Annotated in this window: 21 protein-coding genes; 14 read left to right on the plus strand and 7 right to left on the minus strand. The window is 64.4% G+C overall.

What is annotated here, in order from left to right; translation table 11 throughout:
* Nucleotides 1–3 precede the first annotated feature (3 nt).
* From BLV94_RS03930 to BLV94_RS03960, 7 genes are read right to left on the minus strand one after another with little or no spacing between them, the layout of a single operon-like run.
* Complete coding sequence (locus tag BLV94_RS03930; RefSeq protein WP_072949353.1) at nt 4–1,587, minus strand: AMP-binding protein; 1,584 nt, start codon at nt 1,585–1,587, stop codon at nt 4–6.
* Nucleotides 1,588–1,616: 29 nt separating this feature from the next.
* A complete protein-coding gene (locus BLV94_RS03935) occupies nt 1,617–2,771 on the minus strand; it encodes an acyl-CoA dehydrogenase family protein (protein WP_072949355.1) in 1,155 nt (384 codons plus the stop codon).
* Between the two features lie 38 nt (nt 2,772–2,809).
* Nucleotides 2,810–4,600 carry an acyclic terpene utilization AtuA family protein gene (locus tag BLV94_RS03940; RefSeq protein WP_072949356.1) on the minus strand — a complete coding sequence of 597 codons (1,791 nt, stop codon included), beginning with the start codon at nt 4,598–4,600 and terminating at the stop codon, nt 2,810–2,812.
* On the minus strand, nt 4,597–5,418 hold the full coding sequence (locus BLV94_RS03945) for a TIGR03084 family metal-binding protein (protein ID WP_072949358.1): 822 nt from the start codon (nt 5,416–5,418) through the stop codon (nt 4,597–4,599). The genes BLV94_RS03940 and BLV94_RS03945 overlap by 4 nt, the downstream gene beginning before the upstream one ends.
* On the minus strand, nt 5,418–6,197 hold the full coding sequence (locus BLV94_RS03950; protein WP_083395448.1) for an enoyl-CoA hydratase/isomerase family protein: 780 nt from the start codon (nt 6,195–6,197) through the stop codon (nt 5,418–5,420). Before BLV94_RS03950 ends, BLV94_RS03945 begins: the two co-directional genes overlap by 1 nt.
* On the minus strand, nt 6,198–8,201 hold the full coding sequence (locus tag BLV94_RS03955; RefSeq protein WP_072949360.1) for an ATP-binding protein: 2,004 nt from the start codon (nt 8,199–8,201) through the stop codon (nt 6,198–6,200).
* 8 nt (nt 8,202–8,209) lie between these two features.
* The gene (locus BLV94_RS03960) at nt 8,210–9,808 is read right to left on the minus strand and encodes an acyl-CoA carboxylase subunit beta (protein ID WP_072949362.1); all 1,599 of its coding nucleotides are present in this window, start codon (nt 9,806–9,808) and stop codon (nt 8,210–8,212) included.
* A 227-nt stretch (nt 9,809–10,035) separates the two neighbouring features.
* Here BLV94_RS03960 and BLV94_RS03965 point away from each other — a divergent pair, with 227 nt between their 5' ends.
* From BLV94_RS03965 to BLV94_RS04030, 14 genes are all read left to right on the plus strand, one after another.
* Complete coding sequence (locus BLV94_RS03965; protein ID WP_072949364.1) at nt 10,036–10,596, plus strand: flavin reductase family protein; 561 nt, start codon at nt 10,036–10,038, stop codon at nt 10,594–10,596.
* 48 nt (nt 10,597–10,644) lie between these two features.
* Entirely contained in the window at nt 10,645–11,232 is a 588-nt protein-coding gene (locus BLV94_RS03970; protein WP_072949366.1) for a hypothetical protein, read from the plus strand.
* A 443-nt stretch (nt 11,233–11,675) separates the two neighbouring features.
* Nucleotides 11,676–12,089, plus strand: a complete 414-nt coding sequence (locus tag BLV94_RS03975; RefSeq protein ID WP_005563683.1) for an SCP2 sterol-binding domain-containing protein — start codon at nt 11,676–11,678, stop codon at nt 12,087–12,089.
* A 47-nt stretch (nt 12,090–12,136) separates the two neighbouring features.
* Nucleotides 12,137–13,375 (plus strand): acyl-CoA dehydrogenase family protein, encoded by a 1,239-nt coding sequence (locus BLV94_RS03980; RefSeq protein ID WP_072949368.1) that lies wholly within the window; start codon nt 12,137–12,139, stop codon nt 13,373–13,375.
* 579 nt (nt 13,376–13,954) lie between these two features.
* Nucleotides 13,955–14,671, plus strand: coding sequence for an MlaE family ABC transporter permease (locus tag BLV94_RS03985; protein ID WP_230990442.1), 717 nt, complete (start codon nt 13,955–13,957; stop codon nt 14,669–14,671).
* Nucleotides 14,668–15,522 (plus strand): MlaE family ABC transporter permease, encoded by an 855-nt coding sequence (locus BLV94_RS03990; RefSeq protein WP_072949370.1) that lies wholly within the window; start codon nt 14,668–14,670, stop codon nt 15,520–15,522. Before BLV94_RS03985 ends, BLV94_RS03990 begins: the two co-directional genes overlap by 4 nt.
* A gap of 15 nt (nt 15,523–15,537) precedes the next feature.
* Complete coding sequence (locus tag BLV94_RS03995; protein WP_072949372.1) at nt 15,538–16,734, plus strand: MCE family protein; 1,197 nt, start codon at nt 15,538–15,540, stop codon at nt 16,732–16,734.
* Nucleotides 16,734–17,756: an MCE family protein gene (locus tag BLV94_RS04000; protein ID WP_016881222.1), complete on the plus strand. Its 1,023-nt coding sequence runs from the start codon at nt 16,734–16,736 to the stop codon at nt 17,754–17,756. The genes BLV94_RS03995 and BLV94_RS04000 overlap by 1 nt, the downstream gene beginning before the upstream one ends.
* The gene (locus BLV94_RS04005) at nt 17,753–19,000 is read left to right on the plus strand and encodes an MCE family protein (protein WP_072949374.1); all 1,248 of its coding nucleotides are present in this window, start codon (nt 17,753–17,755) and stop codon (nt 18,998–19,000) included. Before BLV94_RS04000 ends, BLV94_RS04005 begins: the two co-directional genes overlap by 4 nt.
* 2 nt (nt 19,001–19,002) lie before the next feature.
* A complete protein-coding gene (locus tag BLV94_RS04010; protein ID WP_244163479.1) occupies nt 19,003–20,280 on the plus strand; it encodes an MCE family protein in 1,278 nt (425 codons plus the stop codon).
* The gene (locus BLV94_RS04015; RefSeq protein WP_072949378.1) at nt 20,280–21,425 is read left to right on the plus strand and encodes an MCE family protein; all 1,146 of its coding nucleotides are present in this window, start codon (nt 20,280–20,282) and stop codon (nt 21,423–21,425) included. Before BLV94_RS04010 ends, BLV94_RS04015 begins: the two co-directional genes overlap by 1 nt.
* Nucleotides 21,422–22,843, plus strand: coding sequence for an MCE family protein (locus BLV94_RS04020; RefSeq protein WP_072949380.1), 1,422 nt, complete (start codon nt 21,422–21,424; stop codon nt 22,841–22,843). The genes BLV94_RS04015 and BLV94_RS04020 overlap by 4 nt, the downstream gene beginning before the upstream one ends.
* Nucleotides 22,843–23,520, plus strand: coding sequence for a hypothetical protein (locus BLV94_RS04025; RefSeq protein WP_072949382.1), 678 nt, complete (start codon nt 22,843–22,845; stop codon nt 23,518–23,520). The genes BLV94_RS04020 and BLV94_RS04025 overlap by 1 nt, the downstream gene beginning before the upstream one ends.
* Nucleotides 23,517–24,266, plus strand: coding sequence for a hypothetical protein (locus BLV94_RS04030; protein WP_072949384.1), 750 nt, complete (start codon nt 23,517–23,519; stop codon nt 24,264–24,266). Before BLV94_RS04025 ends, BLV94_RS04030 begins: the two co-directional genes overlap by 4 nt.
* The last annotated feature ends 31 nt before the right edge of the window (nt 24,267–24,297 follow it).

The raw sequence follows: 24,297 nt of genomic DNA on the forward strand, positions 1-24,297 counted from the left end.
CTATCACCTTCTCTCATAGTGCTCGGCAAACCGGTCCCGAACCACGTTCTTTTGGATCTTGCCAGTCGAGGTTCGCGGGAGCGCATCGACCACGATGATCGACTTCGGGGTCTTGTACGGATCGATCAACTGTTTGATCTTGTCGATCAGTGACGCGGGGTCGACCGTTGCCCCTGTTGCCGGCACCACGACCGCGGTGATCGCTTCGCTCCATCGGTGGTGGGGAAGCCCGACGACAGTTGCCTCCGCGATGCGCGGATCGGCCTGATAGATGGCGCGCTCCACTTCGAGGGAGGAGACGTTCTCGCCGCCGGTCTTGATGACGTCCTTGAACCGGTCGCTGAACCAGAGGATACCGTCGTCGTCGAACCGTCCGATGTCGCCGGAATGGAACCACCCGTGGTCGAAGGCCTTCGTGGTGGCCTCGGGGTTGTCCAGGTATTCGGTCATGGTGTGTGGGCTTCGGTAGACGATCTCTCCCTCGTCCCCCGTGGGCAGGAGTCCGCCGTCCTGTCCCATGATCGCCGCTTGTACCCCGATCACCGGAGTTCCGACAGCGCCGGTGTGGGTCAACTGGTGTTCGGGTCGGAACAGCGTGGTCGTCGGGCTCATCTCCGTTTGGCCGAACAGCAGGTAGAAGTCGCATGCAAAGACCTCGATGCAGCGTTCGATGAGATGCCGCGGCATGGGGGCCATGGCGTACAGCGCGCGGCGAAGCGAGGAAAGATTACGGAAACCGATGTCCGAATGCTCGAGCATTTCGCTGTACATCATCGGGAGGGCGAAGATCTGGGTGATTCGTTCGGATTCGATGAGTGCCAACAGGCGGCGAGCGTCGAAGCGTCGTTCGATGAAGATCGTCGCTCCGACGAGGATCGCGGCGGTGCAGTGGGTGTTGAGTTGCGCGGTGTGGAACATCGGCATCATTGCCACGAACCGGTCGTCCTCACGGAACTGCGCCTCGAGCGCCATGGTCATCGACTCGAGGTAGATGGCGGCGTGGTTTCCGACCACCCCTTTCGGAAACGAGGTGGTGCCACTGGTGTACAGGTACGACAGCGGTGCGCGGTCGGCGATCACATGCTCAGGTTCGGAATCCGGCAAACCGCTGGCCAGCTCCGCGAAGGCTGTGACGGTGGGATCACCCGAGACCGCGTCGCCGCCCAGGAGAAAGATGTCAACGCCGCCGACGGAATCGGCGAGGGCATCGTGGACTCGCGGCAGGAATTCGTTCTCGACGACGACCGCTTTGGCCGCCGAGTGGTCAAGCACGTAGGAGATTTCGCCTGTGCCCCAGCCAAGATTGATCGGAACGCACACGAGCCCCAGTTTCGCGCAGGCGTAGTAGGTGACGAGGAACTCCGCGCAATTACCGGACGCGAGGGCGAGCGCGTCGCCGCTGCGAAGACCGTGACGGTGCAGCCCGTGTGAGACCCGGTTGACCCAGTTGTTGAACTCGCGGTAGGTGAATCGGCGGTCCCCGTCGACCAGCGCCAGTGCCTCGGGTCTGCGCCACGCCGACCGGGTGAGGCTGTCACCGACGTTGATCCGGTGGATCAGATTGCGGCCGATTTCGGTGGTGGACATCGTGTTCCTCGGTTCGTGGAAGGGCGCTGTCAGTAGGACCGGGGCAGTTGCAAGCTGTGTTGGGCTACGTAGTTGAGGATCATCTCGCGGCTCACCGGGGCGATCCGGAGAAGCCGGGCGAGGCCCCACTGCGGGAGAAGCCCGTAGTCGTTGCTCAGTCCGTTGCCGCCGTGCGTCTGGATGGCGGCATCCGCCGCCGCGACCGCCGCCTCGGCGGCCGCGTACTTCGCCACGTTCGATGCCTCGGCTGCGGGTTTTCCGTGCTCGTACAACCACGCGGCCTTCGCAGTGGCCAGAGCGGCCAGTTGCACCTCGATCTGCGCCTTTGCCAGCGGGTGAGACAGTCCCTGATGCATCCCGATCGGCTGGCCCCAAACCGTGCGTGTCCGGGCGTACTCGGCCGCGCGGCCCAGGGTGAACCGGCCGACTCCGACACAGATCGCGGCGCCGGTAATCCGCTCGGGGTTCAGGCCGTCGAAGACCTGGGAAAAGCCCTCGTGTTCGACTCCCAGCAGGCTGTCGGCCGGAACCCGTACGTCGTCGAAGTGCAGGGTGAACTGCCTTTCGGGGAGCGCGACCCCGACCGGGAGCACGTTTTTGACCAGCCCCGGAGCATCAGTGGGGATCAGGAACAACGACAGTTGAGCCCGCCCGGTCACCTCGTCGTGCCCGGTACGGGCGACGACCACGAGCGCCTCCGCCTCATCGACACCCGAAATGTAGTACTTCGTGCCGTTCAGAACGTAGTCGTCGCCGTCGCGAACGGCGTGCGTGGACAGTTGGTGCGTATTCGACCCTGCGTCGGGCTCGGTGATCGCGAAGACCACCTTGGTCTCGCCCGACGCCATGCCCGGAAGCCATCGCTGCCGTTGGTCGTCGCTGCCGTACTTGGCGATCAATTCCCCGGAGATGGCGCTGGAGACGAGCAGGAGCAGAAGCGGGCAGCCGTGGGCGGCGGTCTCCTCGCACACCAGCGCCAGCTCCGTCATGCCGGCGCCGCCCCCGCCGTACTCCTCCGGGAGGTTGATGCCGATGAAACCGCTGTTACCCAGTGCCTTCCATAGATCCGTGGTCGGTTCGTGGGCCAAGGCGTGGCGGGTGTAATAGTCGGGACCGAACTTGGTGGTGATGGCGGCGACCGCCTCGCGGATCGCGACGTGCTCGTCGGATTCGATGAAATCCATGGTGGTTCCTCCGTGGGGCGGCGGTCGCCGCCGGTGCGTCAGTTGGTCTCGGGGAGCAATGTCGTCGGGATGTCGGTGTGCCGGGCGCGCAGGTACTCACCGAGACTCTTGGCCTGTGCATCGGTGCGGGTCGAGGACGCCACGCCGTCGCCCAGGAATCCGACGATGACGAAGTTCAGTGCCCGAAGGTTCGGGAGCTCGTAACGGTGTACGGGCAAGGACGCCGCCTCGGGGACCAGGTCGATGAACTTCTCGACGGTCAGGTGACGGCGCAGCCAGTCCCACCGTTCCGGGGTATCGGTCCACACACCGACATTCGCCTTGCCCCCCTTGTCGCCGGAGCGGGCGGCAACGACGGACCCCAACGGCAGACGAGCGGTGGATACCGTGTCGGCCACGTCCGTGTGCGGCGTCGACGGTGCCGGCGTCAGTGCCGGTCTCTGGGTCCGCGGGCAGTGGTCGATGAGTTCCTTGGTTCCGTCGGCATGGAGGACCACATGCTCGATTTCGTTCGCCGGGATGAGCGAGGGCCAGTAGACCCCGAACTCCGATGCCGACGACGGCGGAGTGGTGGTGTGGAAACCCGCATAGCCGGCGACGGCGATCTCGGTGACCGAGTTGGAGAACGCGCGGTCGACCTTGGCGCGATCGGCATCTTTGACAGTTACCCGCAAGTGCGCTGTCGATTGAGCGGCGGTGGGCGGGTCGGGAATGTCGTAGCGGAGCAGTTGGATATCGACGTCGTCGAACTTTTCTTTCCCACCCAGGATCTCAAACAGCTCGTCGACCGCCCAGGCGGCCTTTTCTTCGATGTCGAGTCCGGTGAGGACCAGGGTCATCGTGTTGCGGAAGCCGCCGATGTAGTTCATCGCCACCTTCAGATCGGGCGGCGGGGGACTTCCCGTGGTTCCGGCCACCCGGACCCGGTCGGGTCCTTCTTGGGTGATCTCGATGGTCTCGAAGTGCGCGGCGACGTCCGGGTTCAGATAGAGGGGGCCATCGATCTCATACAACAACTGGGCCGTGACGGTTCCCACGGACACCAGGCCCCCGGTTCCAGGGTCCTTGGTGATGACAAAGCTCCCGTCGTGCGCAACTTCGGCGATCGGGGAGCCCGGATACCGACGATCGTGCACTTCCCGGATTTGTGAATAGTTGCCCCCCGTTGCCTGAGGGCCGCACTCGATGATGTGTCCGGCTGCCACCGCCCCGGCAAGGGCGTCGAAGTCGGTGCGCCCCCAGCCGTGCCACCACGCGCTGGTGCCGACAACGAGTGCTGCGTCGGTGACGCGTGGACAGATCACCACGTCGGCACCGTTGTTCAGTGCTGCGGCGATACCCCAGCCACCGAGGTAGGCGTTCGCCGACACCGGGCTCACCCCGGCCTCTGCCAGCGTGAGCCCCTTGTCGAGGTGCCGGAACTCGTGCCCGTCGGTCAGAAGTGATTCGAGCCGGGGCCGGATGTCATCGCCCTCGAGATGCGCGACGGACAGGTCGAGCCCCTGATCGGCGATGAGCTTGCGGACCTCGTCGGCGAGACCGGCAGGATTGAGGCCGCCCGCATTCACGACGATCTTGATTCCCTTGGCGGCGCAATCGGCGAGTGATTGACGGGCCTGGGTGAGGAAGGTCTTCGCGTAGCCGGTGGCGGGGTCCTTCTTGCGGGCCTTCCAGAGGATGAGCATGGTCAGTTCGGCCAGGTAGTCACCGGTGATCACATCGACCGGGCTGCCGTCCACCATATCGCGGAAGGCGGAGAGCCGGTCGCCGTAGAATCCCGATGCGTTGCCGATCCGGATCGGCCGACGCGGGGCGTCAGACTCTCTCATCGGGTTCCTCCAGTGGTTGACGGGGCGGCGAGACTGGGTCGGCCGGGGCCGGGGGCCCCGGCGAAGGCTTGGGCGATGCCCATCCAGGTGTGGGCGACGGGGCCGGTGACGACGAGGCGGGTGTCGGCCACGTTGCGTCGTTGCGTGACGACGAGGACGAAGTCCTCGGCCGGACCCACGACGGCGTTCTCGGCGTCAGCGGGCCCCCACGTCCACGCATCGGCGTCGGGGTCCGGGGCTTGCAGCACCACCCGGACAGGCTGCTCGGGCATGGGAAGTCCATTGAGCTGATGGGCGAAGGCGAAGGTACTCACCCCCAGGTGCGCGATGCTGCGCAGACCCGGACTGGCCGGATGTCGTATGCCGAGGGCATCGTAGATATCCCGGCCGTGGGCCCAAGTCTCCATCAACCGTGCGGTTGCTGAAGAGGCGGCACTCATATCGGGTCCATACCAGGGCATCCGTGCCTTCGGATCGGTCCGCCGCAGCGTCGTGAGTAACTCGCTTCGAGAGTGCACGAACCAGTCGATCAGGTCCTGGTGGGACATCGTTCGCAGGTCACGAGCGATCCGGTCCGGAAAATCCATTCCGCCGGAAATCAGGGCGGCGGATTCTTCGCGGAACCGCTGGGGATCGTCCATCGCAGTACGTGCGGCGTCGTCGAAGAAGGCCAGATGCGAGACCTGATCGCGCAGGGCCCAGCCCTCGGCTGGGGTATCGATCTCCCATTGATCCGGTGTGAGGTCGCGAAGAACGAGGATCAGCCGTACGGTCTCGACATCGAGGTCGTCGAGAAGTGCCTCATAGTCCAGTGCCATCAGTGCCCCTTCCAGTGCGGGCGCCGTTTTTCGCTGAAGGCGAGCATTCCCTCTTGGGCATCGTCGCTGAGGTACACCGGTTCCCAGATCTTTTCGGCCATCTCGAACGCGCCGGACAGTGGATGCTCGGCGGTCAGCTTGGCCGTCTTCTTTCCCGCACTCACCGACAACGGGGCATTCGCTGCGATCAGTTCGGCGAATCGTTGTGTCGTGTCAACTAATTCGTCGGGCTCGACGACGCGGTTGACGAAGCCGATCTCGTAGGCGCGCTGGGCGGTCAGCGGCGCGCCGGTGAGCACGATTTCCATCGCGATCCGCGGCGGGATCATCAGCGGCAGCGGAGCCGCCCAGGGCGAGCCGCGGCCGATCTTCACCTCGGAAATGGCGAAGGTTGCCGTACTCGAGGCGATACAGAGGTCGCAGGTCTGTGCCAGCAGGAAGCCGCCGGCGAAGGCGGCGCCGTTGACCGCCGCGATGGTCGGCTTGTCGACCTCGATGTTCCGCCCGAACTGGGGGACGAAGTCCACGGGCGGAACGGTGAGTTGTTCCTGACTCATCTCCTTGAGATCCCCGCCGGCGCAGAACGCCTTCTCGCCGCTGCCGGTGAGGACGAGGACCTTCGCGGACTCGTCGTCGTTGAAGCGCCGGACGCCGGCGAACAGGCCCTCTCTCACCGCGCGGTTGAGACTGTTGCGGGCATCGGGACGGTTGATCGTGAGCCAGGCGATGGAATTGCGCACCTCGTAGGTGACCGCCGCGGTGGAGATGTCGAGTGCCATCTATGCGTCCTCCTGCCCGTCGTGCACCACCGCGAGCACGGTGCCGGAGTCGACCTGCTGGCCGACGGTGACGGGAATCTTCGTCACCACTCCGTCGATGGGGGCCTTGACCGTGTGCTCCATCTTCATGGCCTCGAGCACGACGACCGCGGCCCCGGCCGTGATTTCGTCTCCCTCGGAGACCTCGATCCGCACGACCGCGCCGGGCATCGGCGCGAGCAGGGAACCGGACTCCTGCACATCGCTCGGGTCGGGGAACCGCTCCACCTCATGCAGTTCGGTGGCCCCGAGGGCGCTGTTGACGAAATGCGCGGCACCGTCTCGGACGATCGAGTAGCGGCGGCGCACCCCCTCGATGACCGCGTCGACGAGAGTGGGGGAGGCCTCGATCAGCTCGATGTCTTCGATGTCACGTCCGTCGGCGGCCGCATTGATCCGGTCGCGGAGAAACGCGTATGCGATCTCGATCTCGTTGTCACCATGGCGGAACAGCACTGCCTGCGGTGCGCTGCGGACGGTGCGGAAGCCGGAGGGCAGTCCCGGCAGCGTCGCCGTCGTCGCTCGGCGCTCGGTCTGAGCGGCGAGCGCGGCGACGAGCGCGTGGGTCGCGGTAGTGGCATCGCCGTTCACGCGGCTGGCGGTCAGATCGGCGACCGAGTGCCGGTCGAGGTAGCCGGTGTCGGTCTGCCCGTTGCGGAACTCGGGTTCACGGAGAATGCCGATCAGCAGGTCACGGTTGGTGGTCACGCCGTGGATGAGTGATTCCTCCAGGGCCCGGGCCACCCGGTCGCAGGCCTCTTCCCGGGTACTGCCGAATCCGATCACCTTCGCCAACATCGGATCGTAGAAGGTACTGACAGTGGACCCCGAGGCGAATCCCGCGTCGACGCGGATGCCGGGAAGGTCGGCGATCTCGAAGGTGGTCAGCTTCCCGGACACCGGCACGAATCCGGCCGGTACGTCCTCGGCGTAGAGCCGAACCTCGACCGCGTGCCCGTCGAACTCCGGTGATTCGATCTCGGGGGGCAGCTTCTGGCCGGCGGCGACGAGGAGCTGCCCGCGCACCAGGTCTGTCCCGGTGACGAGTTCGGTGACCGGATGTTCCACCTGCAGTCGGGTGTTGACCTCGAGGAAATAGAAGGCGCCGTCGGGTGCCATCACGAATTCGACGGTGCCGGCGCCCTCGTAGTTGAGCGCCTTACCCGCCGAGACCGCGGCGGCGCCGAGTTCTTCCCGCAACTCCCGGTCGACCGCCGTCGAGGGCGACTCCTCGACAATCTTCTGGTAGCGACGCTGGATGGAGCACTCTCGTTCGCCCAGATGAACGACGTTGCCGAAGCTGTCACCGAAGATCTGCACCTCGATGTGCCGCGGCGACTGGACGAACTTCTCCAGGAAGACCGTGCCGTTGCCGAACGCCGACTGCGCCTCGCGGCGGGCGCTGCGGACCGCTTCGGCGATCTCGTCGCGGTCGGTCACGATCCGCATCCCGCGGCCGCCGCCACCGAACGCGGCCTTGACCAGCACCGGCAACCCGATGTCGTCCGCAGCCGCCCGCAGCCGCTCGGGATCCTCGTCGGATTCGTTCTCGATCACCATCCCCGGCAGCACGGGGACTCCCGCATCCGCCATGATGCGTTTGGCCTCGATCTTCGATCCCATCGCGGCGATCGCCTCGGGTGAGGGACCGACGAAGATGATGCCCTCGGCTTTGCACCGTCGTGCGAAGTCCTCGTTCTCCGAGAGGAACCCATAGCCGGGGTGGATGGCGTTCGCGCCGGTTCGGTGCGCGGCCGCGACAACCAGATCGACCCGCAGGTAGGTGTCGGTGGGGGTGGTGCCGGGAAGGTGGATGGATTCGTCGGCCTCGAGCACGTACGGCGAGTGCCGATCGGCGTCGGAATAGAGCGCCACCGTCGAGATGTCCATTTCGCGCGCCGTCCTGATGATGCGCGACGCGATTTCGCCTCGGTTGGCGATCAGCAGCTTGGTGATCGTTGACACTGCGGTACTCACATTCTGAAGACGCCGTAGCCACGCTGGCCGGCAATGTGGTTGGAATGGGCGGCGGACAAGGCGATCGCGAGGATCGCGCGGGTGTCACGCGGATCGATGACGCCGTCGTCGTAGAGGCGTCCGGAGATGAAGAAGGGATGTGATTCGGCTTCGATCTGCTGCTCGATCGCGGCGGTGCGCGCGGCATCGGCCTCCACGTCGAATTCACGACCAGCGGACTCTGCGGCGGTCTTGCCGACAATCGACATCACGCCGGCGAGTTGCTGGGCACCCATCACCGCGAGCTTGGCATTGGCCCACGTGAACATGAAGCGGGGATCGTAGGCCCGGCCGGACATTCCGTAGTTTCCGGCACCGAAGGAACCGCCCACGTTGATCGTGATGTGCGGGACCTTGCTGTTGGTGACCGCATTGATCATCTTGGCACCGTCCTTGATGATGCCGCCCTGCTCGTACTCGGTGCCGACCATGTAGCCGGTGGTGTTGTGCAGGAAGATCAACGGGGTGTCGGTCTGGTTCGCCAACAGGATGAATTCGGTGGCCTTCTTGGCTTCTTCGCTGAAGAGGACGCCGCGGTGGTTGGCGAGGATTCCGACCGGAAAGCCGTGGATCGACGCCCAACCGGTCACCAGGCTGGACCCGTAGCGTGGTTTGTACTCGGAGAACCTCGAGCCGTCAGCGACCCGGGCGATGACATCCCGGGGATCGAACGGGACCCGCGGGTCCCCGGAGGCGATACCGAGGAGTTCCTCGGGGTCGTACAACGGGTCGTCGGCGGTCGCGGACGGGGCGGGTCCGAACTTGCGCCAGTTGAGGTGGCTGACGATGTCGCGGCCGATTCTGATGCAGTCGTTCTCGTCGACGGCGAACTGGTCGGCCACACCGGACACGCGCGAGTGCATGTCGGCGCCCCCGAGGTCCTCGTCGTTGGCGTCCTCTCCGGTGGCCATCTTCACCAGCGGGGGACCACCGAGGAACACCTTGGCCTGTTTGTCGACCAGCACCGCGTAGTCGCACATGCCGGGGACGTACGCGCCGCCGGCGGTGGCATTGCCGAAGACCAGCGCGATGGTCGGAATTCCCATCGACGACAGCTCGCTCAGGTCGTGAAAGATCTTGCCGGCGAACACGAAGAGTTCCGATTGCGTCGGCAGGTCCGCGCCGCCCGACTCCACCAGGTAGACCACTGGCAGCCGGTTCACGCGAGCGATCTCCAACGCGCGCAGATTCTTCTTCAACGTGAAGGGATTCATCGTGCCGCCCCGCACCGTGGGGTCGTGGGCGATGATCATGGTTTCGACGCCGGAGACGACGCCCACGCCCGTCACGATGGCCGCCCCGACGTTGAACTGAGTTCCCCACGCCGCCAACGGTGACAACTCCATGAACGGGGCATCGCGGTCGATGAGAAGCTCGATCCGTTCGCGGACGAGTAGGCGTCCGCGATCGTGGTGGCGTTGGGTGTACCGCTGGCCACCACCGGCGATGACGAGCTCGAGTTGCTCATTGAGCGCGGCGACCGCGGCGAGCTGAACTCTGCGGTTCTCCTGATAGGTATCCGATGATGTGTCGATCACCGAGTCGAGTACGGGCATCCGTACGCCTTTCTGTCAGATCTGGGGACTCTCACCGACGAGGGCGAGCATCGAAGCTGTGACCAGAGTAACCCAAAAGTGAATCGCCGTACACTTACATCTTGAGATCACCCAGAATCGGCGCTATCGTAGGTGGTAACGCAGCGGCAATCTCAGATCATGTACATCAGGCTTCACTAAATGCCGAGGAAGATCGCCGTCGGCTGCAGAGAACCCTTCCCGCTTGAATGGAGAATCCGTTGTCCCAGTCCCTCGACAACTCCGCCCACAGGGCGGGAGCGTCCACCACCATCGATGCCGATCTCTACCGGACGGCACTTCGTCGCCATCCTGCCGGCGTCACGATCATCACCCTCGACTCCGCGAACGGACCGGTCGGGTTCACCGCGACCTCGTTCTCGTCCCTGTCACTGAACCCGCCACTGGTGTCCTTCAATATCGCACACACCTCGTCGAGTATCGCTGCTCTACACCAGGCGCAGTCGTTGATCGTCCACTTGGTCGGAGATCACCAACTCCCACTCGCGCAACGCTTTTCCGCGAGTGCCGATCAGCGATTCGCTGACGAATCGGCCTGGGTGACATTGTCCACCGGAGAGCCCCTCCTGCGCGGCACGCACTGCTGGTTGCGGACCGGTGTGCATCAGCTGATCGAGGCCGGCGATCACACCTTGGTCATCGGGGCGGTCGAGGAAATCCACATCGAAGACCCCGACGCAACGTCGGACGCGGCCCCACTGCTGTATCACGAGGGCCGCTATCACCGGGCCGTACCGTTCGGGTCGTAGACCGCCACGGCCACTGCCTCCCCGCACCCCAACTGGAGAAAATGTGCCATGACACGCCTGCACGGAACGTCCCGACCCGCCCTGAGGATCGCCGCGGAACTCAACGGCCACGGCCACCACCCCGCGCTCAGCATCGACCCCCGGGCCGGACGTCCAGAGTCTCGCTGGGTTGACCTGCGCCGAGCCGACGACGACGGCGGTCTACCGCACGATCACGCGACGATCGTGCGGATACAGGCCTCAGACATGGCCCAAGCTCATCGAGAACGCGCGACGCTGCGCGCGGAGATCCAGGCCAAGGGAGGCCATCCCGACGACATCGCGGTGCTCGTCGACATTGCGGTGCTCATCGCCCCGGAGGCCCGGACCGCGCGCAAGGAACTGATGACGCTCGACAGCACGCTGCCCGGCCCACGGCCGAGCGAGTCCCTGGAATACATCGGCACGCCCATCGGACTCGCCAGCCTGATCGCGGATCTGTACGTCGTCGGCGTCGTCGACGGCGTCACCCTTCTGCCAATGTCGGAACCCGCAGTGCTGGACCACGTTGTGAACGAGTCACTGCCGTGGTTAACGCTGCGAGGGGTCTACCCGCCCCCCAGAGGGGCAGCCCTGGCACGAACACCCCTCCGGTAGATCGTTGCTGTAACTCGCTCACGAAGGCCGCGTCGAAGACGACGCGGCCTTTCCGCGTTTCGACGGGGGAGGGCGCTGCCATCCGCCGACCTGAAGATCTGTGGGACGCCGGAAGCGGATGAGGCGCGCAAGGCAACCGTGTACTTCCGCCGTCTGCCACCCCCCGAGCCAGATCCGGCGAACCTCGATCCGGTCCTGCCAAGTCCAAACGGCCGACACTCTCCCTGTCGTTCCGCTTGAAACTGTTGCGAAATAGCCCATCTCGGGAACCGGCGAGCTCGTCGCCGGCGCGCAAAGGCACCCTCAGGGCCGTGCGGGCATCTCGAACTGCGTCGCCGACTTATCTCCCCAACGTGGGGGTGAAATCCCTCTTCAGAGGGGTGTGGACACGGAGTGACCGCTGCCACACTTGGTTCATCCAGCACCGGAACCGAAGGGTCGACATGAGTACATTCGCCAACGCCGACGAGGTCTACACCTATATCGGTGGAATTTTCGACAGAGCCACGAAGGAAAAGACCTTCATCGACGCGACCGCGGGGACCGGTCTGGTGATCAAGCTGATCCAGACAGATCCGGACGCGGTGATGATCATCGACTTCCCGGGACAGAAGGTCACCACGGGCGATGCGACCGAGGGAATGGCGTCCACGGTGCAGTTGCGGATGTCGTCGGACAACAGCAACAAGTTCTGGCAGGGCAAGCTCAACTTCACCCTCGCGATGGCACAGCGGAAGGTCAAGCTCGACGGCAAACGCTCGGTGGCGCTCAAGCTTCTCCCGCTCACGGGCGGCCTGTTCGACGTCTACAAGCAGCTTCTGAAGGAAAACGGCCGCGAAGACCTCTTGATCGACTGACACCACGCTTGAACAACTCATTTAACGACACAGCAATTGGAGTGCACATGCTAGAGCAGGACATGACCGACGAAGAGTTTCAGCCCTACTTCGAAAAGGCGGAAGAGCTGTCCAAGTTCTTCCGCGAGATCGGCCCCAAGTACGACGCGGAAAACACGTTCGCATACCCGTCCATCAAGGCGTTCAAGGAATCCGGGCTCGGAACCCTTCCGGTGCCGAAGGCGTTCGGCGGGCCCGGCGGCAACCTGCTGCAGGCCTCGAAGGTCATCAGTGAGTTGTCGAAAGGCGACTCCGCAATCACGTTGGCCTACAACATGCACTACATCATGGTCGGCATCGCCGGCAACCTGATGAGTGAAGAGCAGAACAAGTACTGGCTCGGGCGCGTCGCCGACGGCGAGATCATGTTCGGTCCCTTCTCCGAGCAGCGGGCCGGATTCAGCGGTCTCGCCGACATGAAGGCCATTCCCCAGCCCAACGGCGGATGGAAGCTCTACGGCAAGAAGACGTGGGGAACACTCTGCGAGGCCGCGGACATCATCACCACCAACGCGACGATCACCGACGCCGAGGGAAATCTCCCGGAGGACTTCCAGGACCGCGTCAACGCGGAGAGCTTTTTCATCGGCGACTTCAACGTCGACGAGAACGGCCAGGGAGACGGCATCCGCATCGAAAAGACCTGGGACGCTCTCGGTATGCATGCCACCGGTACGCAGACCATCCACTTCGATGGCTACTACGTTCCGGAAGACGGGTTCATCTGTGAGTGGCGCTCCGGTGCGTTCGGCGTCCTCGAGTGGGCGTCACTGATGTTCGCGAGCATCTACCTGGGTATGCAGTACCGCGTTCTCGAGGAATCTCGCGCCACCCTGTCGAAGAAGACCCTCGGCGCCACCTTCGGTGCCATCGTCGCAGAAGACACCAAGGTCTCCGGCGTCGGCCACATCATCGACGGTATCGGCGACATGGCCTCGCGGGTGGAGATCTCGCGCCGGGTCCTCTACCAGACCTGCCAGGAACTCCTCGACGGCAAGGACGACGAATGGCCGTTGGAGCTCCGCTTCCCGTACATCGGCCTGGCCAAGACCTTCGTCGCCGAAAACGTCATGCACATGACCAGGCACGCCATGAGCATGGCCGGTGGGTCGTCGTTCCGTAAGGGGGCGATCTTCGAGCGTCTGTACCGCGATTCGGCGGCCTCGATGTTCCAGCCGCTCAACTCCGACCAATCTCGCACGTACATCGGCGAGTATCTTCTGCAGCCCGAGCAGCTCAACGACTGATCGGCTGCCACGAAGCCCTCCGGTTTCCTGTCCCGAGCAGGACGCCGGAGGGCTTTCGTGTACGCGCCGAGAACCCCATCCGCGCGCGGCGACAGCAGGGGCGACAGGGGCCTGTAGCCGCGTCGCCGGCGGTTGTCTCCTTGCCGCTGGGCGGGTCGGCCGTTCCCTACGCCGCTACGGGAGGTCCCACGGGCGAAAGTACATTGCGGATCACTTTCTCCTCCCCTCATCCCCCCTCGGGGGGAACTCCGACGCGGTTTCCTGCCACTTCGGGGTGAGATTGCTCCCCCAAACGGAGGAAGTGAATCGCAATTTACTTGTGTTGTGATCGAGCGTAGCCCTACCATTCAAATGTGATGCGGCGCACAACATATCTGGTTGTGGATGGGCCCGAGTAGCCCGATTAGTCGCTCGACACACTTCATTTTCCATTTGACGAGGAGGAAACCGGTGACCGGTTCCCCACCGCTCGCTGTAGATCCGCGTGCACCGGGCCGCGACGACGCGCCTGTCCGCAAGCCCGGGAAGGCTCGGATCTGGGCCGAATCGGCAGTGCGGCCCCTGGGCGCATTCTTCGAGATGTGCGCGGCGACATTCCGGGCGCTGTTCCGGCCCCCGTTCCAATGGCGAGAGTTCGTTCTGCAGTCCTGGTTCATCGTTCGTGTCGCGTTGCTGCCCACCCTGCTGGTCGCGGTGCCGTTCACCGTTCTGGTGGTCTTCACCCTCAACATCCTCCTGGTCGAGTTCGGTGCTGCCGACCTGTCCGGTGCCGGTGCGGCACTCGGCGCGGTCACCCAGATCGGCCCGCTCGTCACCGTTCTGGTCGTGGCCGGCGCCGGAGCCACCGCGATCTGCGCCGATCTCGGAGCCCGGACGATCCGCGAGGAGATCGACGCCATGAAAGTCCTGGGCATCGACCCGATCCAGCGTCTGGTGGTCCCGCGCGTGCTCGGCTCCACCCTGGTGGCGCTGCTGCTGAACGGGCTGGTGATCACGATCGGCATCGTCGGAGGCTTCTTCTTCTCCGTCGTCTTCCAAAACGTCACCCCGGGCGCATACGTGTCGTCTCTGACCTTCGTCACCGGATTGCCGGAGGTCATCATCTCCGAGGTCAAGGCGTGCTTGTTCGGGCTCATCGCGGGTCTGGTGGCGTGCCATCGTGGGCTCACGGTGAAGGGCGGCCCGAAGAGCGTCGGCGACGCCGTCAACGAGACGGTCGTGTACGCCTTCATGGCCTTGTTCGCGGTCAATGTGATTGTCACCGCCATCGGCGTGAAATACGGAACGGGGCGATGACCGTGACAGGCAGCCTGACCGGCAAACGACGAGCATCGAAGGTCGCGGCGGCGCCGCTGCGGTTCCTCGAATCCCTCGGTGAACAGGCAGTCTTCTTCTGGCGAACCATCCGGTTCACTCCGCACGCCCTGAAGACATACTCACGCGAAACCCTCCGGCTGATCGCCGAAATCGGCATGGGATCCGGGGCCTTGGCGGTGATCGGCGGCACCGTGGCGATCGTGGGATTCATGACCTTCGCCGGCGGAACCCTCGCCGCTATCCAAGGATTCAACTCGCTGGGCAACATCGGCGTGGAGGCACTGACCGGGTTCTTCGCCGCGTTCTGCAACGTGCGGATCATGGCACCCGTGGTCGCCGGTATCGCGCTGGCAGCGACCATCGGTGCGGGCGCCACCGCCCAGCTGGGGGCGATGCGGATCAGCGAGGAAATCGACGCACTCGAAGTGACCGGCATCCGGTCGATGTCCTACCTGGTGTCGACCAGGGCCATCGCCGGCATCGTCGCGATCATCCCGCTGTACTCCATGGCCGTCATCATGTCGTTCCTCGCGGCGCAGGTGACGACCACCGGGATCTACGGCCAGTCCGCCGGCGTCTACAACCACTACTTCTTCACCTTCTTGCGGACGAGCGACCTGTTCTGGTCCTTCCTGGAGGCCTTACTGATGGCCACCGTGGTCATGCTGATCCACTGCTACTACGGCTACAACGCCGCCGGTGGCCCCGCCGGCGTAGGCGAGGCGGTCGGACGGGCCGTACGCACATCACTGATCGCGGTGGTGATGGTGGTTCTGTTTGCCTCACTTGCCATTTACGGAACATCCGGCAATTTCAACCTGGCCGGTTAGACGGGGGACGCGCTGATGGGAACACGCAACAAATCACACTACAAACAGCCACCGCTGCGGGTCGCCGGCGCCGCGATGCTGGTCGGCGTCATCACGGCCCTGGTGCTGTGCATGCAGACATTCCGCGGGGCCTTCGAGGAAACCGTTCCGTTGACCGTCGTCGCCGACAGGTCCGGCCTGGTGATGGAACCCGGGGCCAAGGTCCAACTCAATGGTGTCGAGATCGGCAGGGTCAAGGAAGTCCAGCAGGTGGCCGGCACCTCGCGACTGAGCCTCGATATCGATTCGGCACGCTTCGACCTGCTCTCGGCCGACACCACCGCCGAGATCAAAGCGACGACGGCGTTCGGCGCCAAGTATGTCGCACTGACCAGCGCAGGACAGGACAGCAGCCCGCTGGCCGCAGGAAGTGAAGTCCGGTCGGGCAACGTCACGACCGAGATCAACACCGTATTCGAGAACTTGACGTCGGTGATGCACCACGTCGACCCGGCGAAGCTGAACTCGGCACTCGGCGCGGTCGCCGAGGGTCTGCGCGGCCGCGGGGAGCAGCTCGGCGACACCATGGTCAAGGCCGATTCCGTCCTCGTTCGACTCAACCCAGCTCTGCCGCAACTGCAGAGCGACCTCCGCGACACCTCCACCGTCGTCAACACCTATGCGGATGTCGCGCCGACCCTGATGGACCTGCTGAAATTCGCCTCCACGACGTCGGATTCGGTCGTCGAGAGAGAGGACCAACTCGATGCGACGCTGACCGCGGCGGTGAACTTCGGCAACGACGGCGCGGCGCTGACCAATGACCTCGAACGCGGGCTGGTCGATTCCATGCGGCTACTGCTGCCGACCACCGGCCTTCTGTCCAAGTACAGCCCCGAGATCACCTGCCTACTGCAACAATCCGTCGACGCGCGCAATGCGCAGATGCACGCGTTCGGTGGCAACACCGGATACTCCGCCGACCTCGATGTCGGATTCCTTCCCGGCGACGACCCGTATCGCTACCCCGAGAACCTTCCGAAGGTCGAGGCCTCCGGCGGTCCGGGCGGGCAGCCGGGGTGCTATCCGATGATCACCAAAGACATGTACCCGGCGCCCGTGCTGGTCACCGACACCGGCGCCTCGATCGCCGATTCGACCACCCCCCGTCTGGGTTCCCCGTTCTTCGTCGACTATCTGTTCGGGAATATCGTGGGAGGGCCTGCACGCTAATGAAAATCACTGGAACCATTGCACGTTTGGCCCTCTTCGCGGTGATCATGGTGCTCTTCACCGCCGCGGTCGTCGTGGTCTTCTCGCAAGTGCGATTCGGCAGCGAACGAACCTACAAGGCCGCCTTCGCGGACGCATCCGGTTTGAAGTCGGACGAGTTCGTGCGGGTCGCCGGCGTCGAAGTCGGGAAGGTGAAGTCCGTCGAGATCGTCGACGAGGCCACCGCCCTGGTCGAGTTCTCGCTCACCAAGGCCGTGCCGTTCACCGAATCCACCAAGCTCGCCGTGCGGTACGAGAACCTCATCGGAGCCCACTACCTCGAACTGCTCGACAGCCCCGGGTCCAACACCACACAGCCCGAGGACTCGACCATCCCGGCAGATCGCACGATGGCCGCGCTGGATCTCGACGCCCTGATCAACGGCTTCCGGCCACTGTTCAAAGCACTGGACCCCGACCAGGTCAACAAGCTCTCCACCTCACTTGTGCATGTCCTGCAAGGACAGGGCGGAACGGTATCGGACTTCCTGAAACAATCCGGCGAACTGACCTCCGCACTGGCCGACCGGGATCAGCTGATCGGCTCGGTGATCGACAACCTCAACCGGGTCCTCGGCACGGTCGACGAACACAACAAGCAGTTCGACGAAGGTGTCGACAAACTGCAGCAAGTCATCAGTGGACTCTCCGAGCAGTCCGACCCGATCGGCGATGCCCTGGTCCGCGTCAACGACGCGTCCGCCTCCGTCGCCGACCTCCTGGTGAACGCCCGCCCGGCGATCAGGAACGACGTCACCGAGATCGGACGAGTCGCCGGCAACATCAATGCCGACAAGGACTACGTCAACTGGGCGCTCAGCGCACTCCCCGATGCGTATGGCCGCCTCGCCCGACTCGGACTCTACGGCGACTTCTTCACGTTCTACCTCTGCGATGTCACATTGAAAGTCAATGGCCCTGACGGCAATCCCGCCCTCATCCCGATCATCGGACAGCGGGCAGGAAGGTGTACAGCACAGTGAGCCGAACACAGAAATCCAACACCGTACGCACCGGTCTGATCGGCGTCCTGGTGGTCGCGGCCCTGGTGCTGATCTCGGTCAACTTCGACCGCATCGCCTCCACACTGAGCTCGTCGGTGACCTACACCGCATACGTCGGTGACACAGGCGGGCTCGAGACCGGCGACAAGGTGTTCCTCTCCGGCGTCCACGTCGGGGATGTCGAAGACATCGACCTCGACGGCGACAAGGTCCGGATCGCATTCAGCGTGGACGGACCGCGTCTGGGCGAGGCCTCCGAGGTATCGATCAAGACACTGACCGTGCTCGGACGAAAGTTCCTGCAGGTGACGCCGAAGGGCGACAAGGCGCTCTCACCCGATCAGCCGATCCCGCTCGAGCACACCTCCACCCCCTATCTCCTGACCGATGCGCTCGGCGACCTGTCCACCACCGTGAGCAACTTGGACACCGACCAGGTCACCAACGCACTGGACACCCTGAGCCAAACTCTCGATCAGACCGCACCGAACCTCAGTGCCGCGCTCGACGGGGTCTCCCGGCTCTCGGACACCGTGGGCACCCGTGACCAGATGGTCAAGGATCTGTTCCACAACGCGGAGTCACTGACCAAGGTCCTCGGCGGACGCAGCCAGCAGATCAACAAGCTGCTCCTCGACAGCAACACCCTCTTCACCGCGCTCGATCAGCGCCGACAGGCAATCGACACGCTCCTGGTGAACCTGTCCGCCGTCACCGCGCAGGTGGCATCGCTGGTCGATGACAACGAAGCCCAACTCCGACCAGTACTCGATCAACTCAACGGTGTGACAGCACTTTTGAACGAACGTAAGGACGATGTGAAGAAGGCGATCCTGCCGGCAAGCCAATATGTCACCTCGCTCGGTGAATCGGTGGCCTCCGGCCCGTTCTTCAAGGCCTACATCATGAATCTACTTCCCGGCCAGTTCCTGCAGCCCTTCATCGACGCCGCCTTCCGGGAGCAAGGCGTCAACCCCGGCACGCTCAACGGGCAAAACCAGTTCCCGGTGACATGTGGACACAACGCGGCCCCAGGACTGGTCCCGCCCGGCCACACCACCCCGCTACCCGATCCGAGCACCTGCCCCGTCCAACCCGGCGACCCCGCCGCTCCCGCAGCCGCTCCGGCCCAGCCCGGACCACCCGCACTGCCGGGCCTGCCTGGCCTGCCGCCACTCCCGCAGCTGCCTGGACTTCCGCCGCTACCCGGACTGGGAGGATGAGCATGTTCGCGTCTTTGATGACACGCGGATCGACCCGACGGCAAATCACCATCCTGACCATCGTCGTCCTCCTCGTGGCCGGAACACTCGGCCTCGCATGGCGTGCGTACGACCGCGTCACCACGAGGTCCGCGGTCGCGTACTTCGAGAACACCAACGGTCTGTACGTCGGGGACAAGGTCAAGATCCTCGGCGTCGACGTCGGGGTGATCGATTCCATCGATCCGGACGGCGAGCGGATGCGGGTGGGGTTCCACTACGACGCCGACTACAAGGTCCCTCAGCAGGCCAAGGCGGCGGTACTCTCGCAGAGCCTGATCTCCTCACGTGCGATCCAACTGACACCCGCGTACACCGGCGGCCCCGAACTGAGTGACGGCGGACAGATCCCGATCGAACGCACCGCTGTGCCAGTGGAATGGGACGACCTTCGGGAACAGCTGCAGCACCTCGCCGAATCGATCGGCCCGACCGAGGCCAACAAGGCCGGCTCTCTCGGTGACTTCGTCGACACCGCAGCCGAGTCGTTGGCCGGCAAGGGGGACGACATCAACTCGACATTGACCAAGCTCTCCGATGCCATGTCCACGATGTCGGACGGCCGCGATGATCTCTTCGCCACCGTGCGCAACCTGCAGGCCTTCATGACCGCACTCGCCGCTAGCGACGATCAAATCGTCGAGCTCAATCAGAACGTCGCCTCGGTGTCGTCGGTGCTCGATAACTCCGATCAAGAACTGGCGACCGCATTGCAGAACATCGATGCGATGACCAGCCGGCTGGGGCAGTTTGTGAAAGACAACCGCGACGGGCTCAGCAAATCGGTGAGCGACCTCGCCACCGTGACAACGTCGTTGAACGAGATACGGCCAGACATCGAGCAACTCTTGCACGTCGGTCCGACGGCGATCCAGAACTTCTACAACATCTATGAACCCGCGCACGGGTCCTTCACCGGCGCGCTGGCTGTCACCCAGCTCCAGAACCCGGTGCAGTTCATCTGCGGTGCAATCCAGGCGGCAAGTCAGCTGGGTGCGGCCGAGGCGGCGAAACTATGTGTCCAACAGCTGGCACCGGTATTGCAGCTCGTGCAGATGAATTACCCACCGGTCGGAATCAACCCGGTGGCCGGCAAACAGGTCAGACCCGAGCAGATCGACTACAGCGAAGAGTGGCTGCGCGGCACGGTCCCTGCTCCCGCAGCCGTCGAGCCCGTCGGCGCACCTGCGGGGCTGGCAGGGCTACTCGGAATCCCGGCACCCGCTGGAGGTGGGCGATAATGGCCAACAACAAACTCACCCGGGGTGCCCTCGTGGCTCTGGTCGTCGGATTCACCCTCACGGTGTCGGGGTGCGATTGGCAAGGCGCCAATTCCCTGCCACTGCCAGGAACCGCCGGTTCCGACGACGGCGCGTACACCGTCAAGATCGAGATGCCGAATGTGACATCGATCCAACGCAACAGTCGGGTACGCGTCGGCGATGTCACGGTCGGCAACGTCGACGATGTGCAGCTCGCCGGATGGCACGCCGTCGTCACGGTCTCACTCGAGTCCGACGTCCACCTCCCCGGCAACGCGACGGCGAAGGTGGGGCAGACCAGTTTGCTCGGTTCGCTGCACATCGAACTGGCACCACCATTGACGGAACCGCCCGCGGGCGAACTCCGCGACGGTGACACGATCCCGATCGACAACGCCAGCACGTATCCGACCACGGAACAGACACTGGCGTCGGTGTCGACCGTGCTCAACGGCGGAGGCCTCGCACAGATCCAGGAGATCAGTGGTGAACTCAACGCCGGGTTGTCCGGGCACGAGGTAGAAGTCCGCGACCTTCTCAATCAAGCGGACACGTTCAGCGGCAGTCTGAACGAACAGCGCGACGACATCATCACCGCCGCCGAAGGCCTCGATCGCCTTGCCTCGACCGTCGACCAGCAGAACGCCGTACTGGCCGGCGCGCTCGAACGGATCCCGCCCGCGCTCGCCGTCCTCGACGAACAGCAGAGGAAGCTCACCGACACGGTGACCTCCGTCGGAAACTTCGCCGACTCGGCGAACCGGGTGGTCACGGTGAGCTCGCAGGACGTACAGACCAACGTCCGTGAGCTCGAGCCGGTATTGCGCGAACTCGGCAACTCCGGTTCCGACCTCACCCAGGCATTGGGGCTGCTTCCCACGTATCCGTGGCCGCTGGAAAACATTCCGAAGTTCTTCAAGGGTGACGCCGGTAACCTCTCCGCCACCGTCGATCTCACCATGGGACGCCTCGACCGAGGATTGCTGCAGGGCACACCCCTCGAGGGGTCGCTCACGAACGCCGAAACCGCCCTTGGTCGTACGGAGGGTCGAATTCCGGCGGTCTCGACGAAGAACCCGCTGACGGCGGGACTCGACAACGTTGCGATGAGGGGTACCCGATGATTCTGTCGAAATTCGTCAAGATTCAGCTGATCATCTTCGCCGTCCTCACCGTGATCGCCCTGATCACGATGGGTGTCGTGTACATGCGGTTGCCCGCGCTGGTAGGCATCGGGCGCTACTCGGTCGCCGTCGAACTTCCGACGAGTGGTGGGCTGTACAGCAGCGCGAACGTCACCTATCGCGGGTCGACCATCGGTACCGTCACCGACGTCACGCCCACCGCCGGCGGGGCACGTGCCACGTTGAATCTCGATAGTTCGGTCAGCATCCCGGTCTCAGCCGAGGCTCAGGTGCACAGCAGGTCCGCGATCGGCGAACAGTACCTGGACTTCGTTCCCAGCTCGCTCGAGGGACCGTTCCTCGAGGATGGGGCGGTCGTACCAGCGAGCCAAGCGAGTGTGCCGCAAGACATCGGACCGATGATCGACACCCTCAACGCCAGCCTCACCTCGATCCCGCAGCAACAGCTGAGCGCACTGATCGACGAGACCCACACTGCGTTCGAGGGCTCCGGCCCCGCGCTGCAGCGGATCCTCAACGGGTCCGACCGTGTCCTGGATCAGGCCTACACCGACGCCGACGCCACCACCACGTTGATCAACGACGCGGCACCATTTCTGGACTCCCAAAAGGTCAGCAGCCCCGCGATCCGCGAGTGGGTGGCGAACCTGGCGGGCACCGTCCAGCAGGCCGAAGCGAATGACCAGCACGTCCGGCACATCCTGGAAACCAGCCCCGCAGCGGCCAGTGAAGCAAGTGCACTCTTCCAGCAACTGCACCCCACCGCTCCGCTCCTGGCGGCCAACCTGACCAGTCTCGGTCAGGTCGCGGTCACCTACAATCAATCACTGGAACAGCTGCTGGTACTGCTGCCCGCCAGCGTCAGCGCCCTCAAGACGATCAACGTCCCCGATCAGGGAACGTCCAACGGCGCATTCCTCGACTTCAACCTGAATCTGAACGCACCCCCGCCCTGCACGACCGGGTTCCTCCCGGCCTCCGAACGGCGCGATGGCTCGGCCGTCGACGCTCCGACGCGCACATCGGACCCGATCTTCTGCGCGGTGCCGCAGGACTCGTCGGTTGCCGTGCGCGGCGCACGGAACCTGCCGTGCATGGACACACCCGGCAAACGCGCCCCCACCGTGGAGATCTGCAAGAGCGACGAGCCGTTCATTCCGTCGGGAACCAACCCCTGGGTGGGGGACCCGACACCGACCACCGGCAACTCCGCCGCCCCCGCGTCCCACACACCGGAGACGCCCGCCCCTCAGATCGGGACGGCAAGCTACAACCCACGGTCCGGCCAGTATCAGGGCAGCGACGGCAGAACATACACGCAAACAGATCTCAGCCACACGGGATCTGCGCACGGTGAAACATCGCCCGTACAGGCGATTCTGACAGGAGGCCACTGATGCTCCGACGCAAATCCGAGACCGTGTCGGATGTCGCCGCCGTCCGCGCCGCACTCGACGCACGGCAGGCCGCCGAGGCGGCCGTCCAGGCGGCCGAGGCAGCAGAAGCCGCGGCCGCCGCACAGGAAGCAGGCGATACCGGCGACATACCAGCCGTCCGCCACGATCCGCGGCGCCCCAGACCAGGTACCCGCCGATGGAACACCCTCGCCGCGGCGCTGTTCGCGGTCGTCCTGGTGGGCCTGGTGGTGGCCGCGGGCGCCCTCGCACACGCGCACCGCAACAGCCAGGACGCCAGCGACCAAGATCTGGCCATGCTCGGCGCTGCCCGGCAGTCAGTCCTCAACCTGATCTCCCCGAGCTCGCAGGATCCCGCGGCCGGCGCGGATCGCATCATCAACGACGCGACCGGCTCGTGGCTCACCGAATTCGAAGGCACTAAAGATCAGTTCGTCTCCGCCATCGCGGAATCGAAGACCGAGTCGAGCGGCGAAATTCTCGGTGCGGGCATCGAGGACCGAAACGACGACGGCAGCACGACCGTCCTGGTATCGGCGGTGTCGAAGGTAACCAACGCCGCCGGCGCCAAGGACGAGCCGCGAACCTGGCGTCTACGAGTCGGCATCGTCGATGTCGACGGGTCCTACAAACTGTCAAAGGTGGAGGTCGTGCCATGACCTGTGAACTCGAGAACAAAAATGTCGCAGCGGAACCAACACAGGAACCGCCCGCAGCGGCCGAACCGAACCCAGCCAACGCCCGTCACGCCGTCTTCCTCAGATGCGGACTCACCGTGGTCGCACTCGGTGCCCTCCTGGCCACCGGGGCAGTTCTCGAGTTCCCCCTCTGGTTCATCCTTTCGGGCGCAATCGGTGTCCTCGCCATCGGCGCTCTGACCTACCGCAGTGAAATCGCGTTCACCCGCTCCGCCACCATCAGAGGGCGGCGCACGCGCACACTGGTTGCGGTGGCGCTCCTGGCCGCTTCGGCGGTGGCCTTCGCCGCCGTGGCACACCTGCACCTCACCGTCTCCGGCGAACGCACCGAACAGACACGGGCCGCTGTCGCGGAGAAGGCCGGTGCACTGACCGCAGGGGTCCTGACCTACAAGGCACCCACCGTCGAGGACGACGTCGCCCAGGCCAAAAGCCATCTGACCGGCGAATTCTTGGACTCGTACTCAACTCTCACCGCCGAGACGATAGTCCCGCAGGCGAAGCAAGGACAGGTCGAGACACATTGGGAAGCGAGCGGAGCGTCGGTAATTTCCGCCGAACCCGACTCCGCGGTGGTACTCGTCTTCCTCCGCGGCACCACGGCCAGCGCCGCGAAACCAGATCCGACATACCTCTTCAGCAGTGTACGAGTACGCATGGAGGCGTCCGGCGATCAGTGGCTCATTTCCCAACTCGAGCCCCTGTGAAATGCCCCGTCTCGAAACGTCCAAGGAGGCT

It is taken from the genome of Rhodococcus koreensis (assembly GCF_900105905.1).
Classification (GTDB): Bacteria; Actinomycetota; Actinomycetes; order Mycobacteriales; family Mycobacteriaceae; genus Rhodococcus_F; species Rhodococcus_F koreensis.

Coding starts and splice junctions, on each gene's coding strand:
- BLV94_RS03930 (WP_072949353.1), bottom strand. CDS start 1,587: ATGTCCACCACCGAAATCGGCCGCAATCTGATCCACCGGATCAACGTC.
- BLV94_RS03935 (WP_072949355.1), bottom strand. CDS start 2,771: ATGGATTTCATCGAATCCGACGAGCACGTCGCGATCCGCGAGGCGGTC.
- BLV94_RS03940 (WP_072949356.1), bottom strand. CDS start 4,600: ATGAGAGAGTCTGACGCCCCGCGTCGGCCGATCCGGATCGGCAACGCA.
- BLV94_RS03945 (WP_072949358.1), bottom strand. CDS start 5,418: ATGGCACTGGACTATGAGGCACTTCTCGACGACCTCGATGTCGAGACC.
- BLV94_RS03950 (WP_083395448.1), bottom strand. CDS start 6,197: ATGGCACTCGACATCTCCACCGCGGCGGTCACCTACGAGGTGCGCAAT.
- BLV94_RS03960 (WP_072949362.1), bottom strand. CDS start 9,808: ATGCCCGTACTCGACTCGGTGATCGACACATCATCGGATACCTATCAG.
- BLV94_RS03965 (WP_072949364.1), top strand. CDS start 10,036: ATGGAGAATCCGTTGTCCCAGTCCCTCGACAACTCCGCCCACAGGGCG.
- BLV94_RS03970 (WP_072949366.1), top strand. CDS start 10,645: ATGACACGCCTGCACGGAACGTCCCGACCCGCCCTGAGGATCGCCGCG.
- BLV94_RS03975 (WP_005563683.1), top strand. CDS start 11,676: ATGAGTACATTCGCCAACGCCGACGAGGTCTACACCTATATCGGTGGA.
- BLV94_RS03980 (WP_072949368.1), top strand. CDS start 12,137: ATGCTAGAGCAGGACATGACCGACGAAGAGTTTCAGCCCTACTTCGAA.
- BLV94_RS03985 (WP_230990442.1), top strand. CDS start 13,955: ATGTGCGCGGCGACATTCCGGGCGCTGTTCCGGCCCCCGTTCCAATGG.
- BLV94_RS03990 (WP_072949370.1), top strand. CDS start 14,668: ATGACCGTGACAGGCAGCCTGACCGGCAAACGACGAGCATCGAAGGTC.
- BLV94_RS03995 (WP_072949372.1), top strand. CDS start 15,538: ATGGGAACACGCAACAAATCACACTACAAACAGCCACCGCTGCGGGTC.
- BLV94_RS04000 (WP_016881222.1), top strand. CDS start 16,734: ATGAAAATCACTGGAACCATTGCACGTTTGGCCCTCTTCGCGGTGATC.
- BLV94_RS04010 (WP_244163479.1), top strand. CDS start 19,003: ATGTTCGCGTCTTTGATGACACGCGGATCGACCCGACGGCAAATCACC.
- BLV94_RS04015 (WP_072949378.1), top strand. CDS start 20,280: ATGGCCAACAACAAACTCACCCGGGGTGCCCTCGTGGCTCTGGTCGTC.
- BLV94_RS04020 (WP_072949380.1), top strand. CDS start 21,422: ATGATTCTGTCGAAATTCGTCAAGATTCAGCTGATCATCTTCGCCGTC.
- BLV94_RS04025 (WP_072949382.1), top strand. CDS start 22,843: ATGCTCCGACGCAAATCCGAGACCGTGTCGGATGTCGCCGCCGTCCGC.
- BLV94_RS04030 (WP_072949384.1), top strand. CDS start 23,517: ATGACCTGTGAACTCGAGAACAAAAATGTCGCAGCGGAACCAACACAG.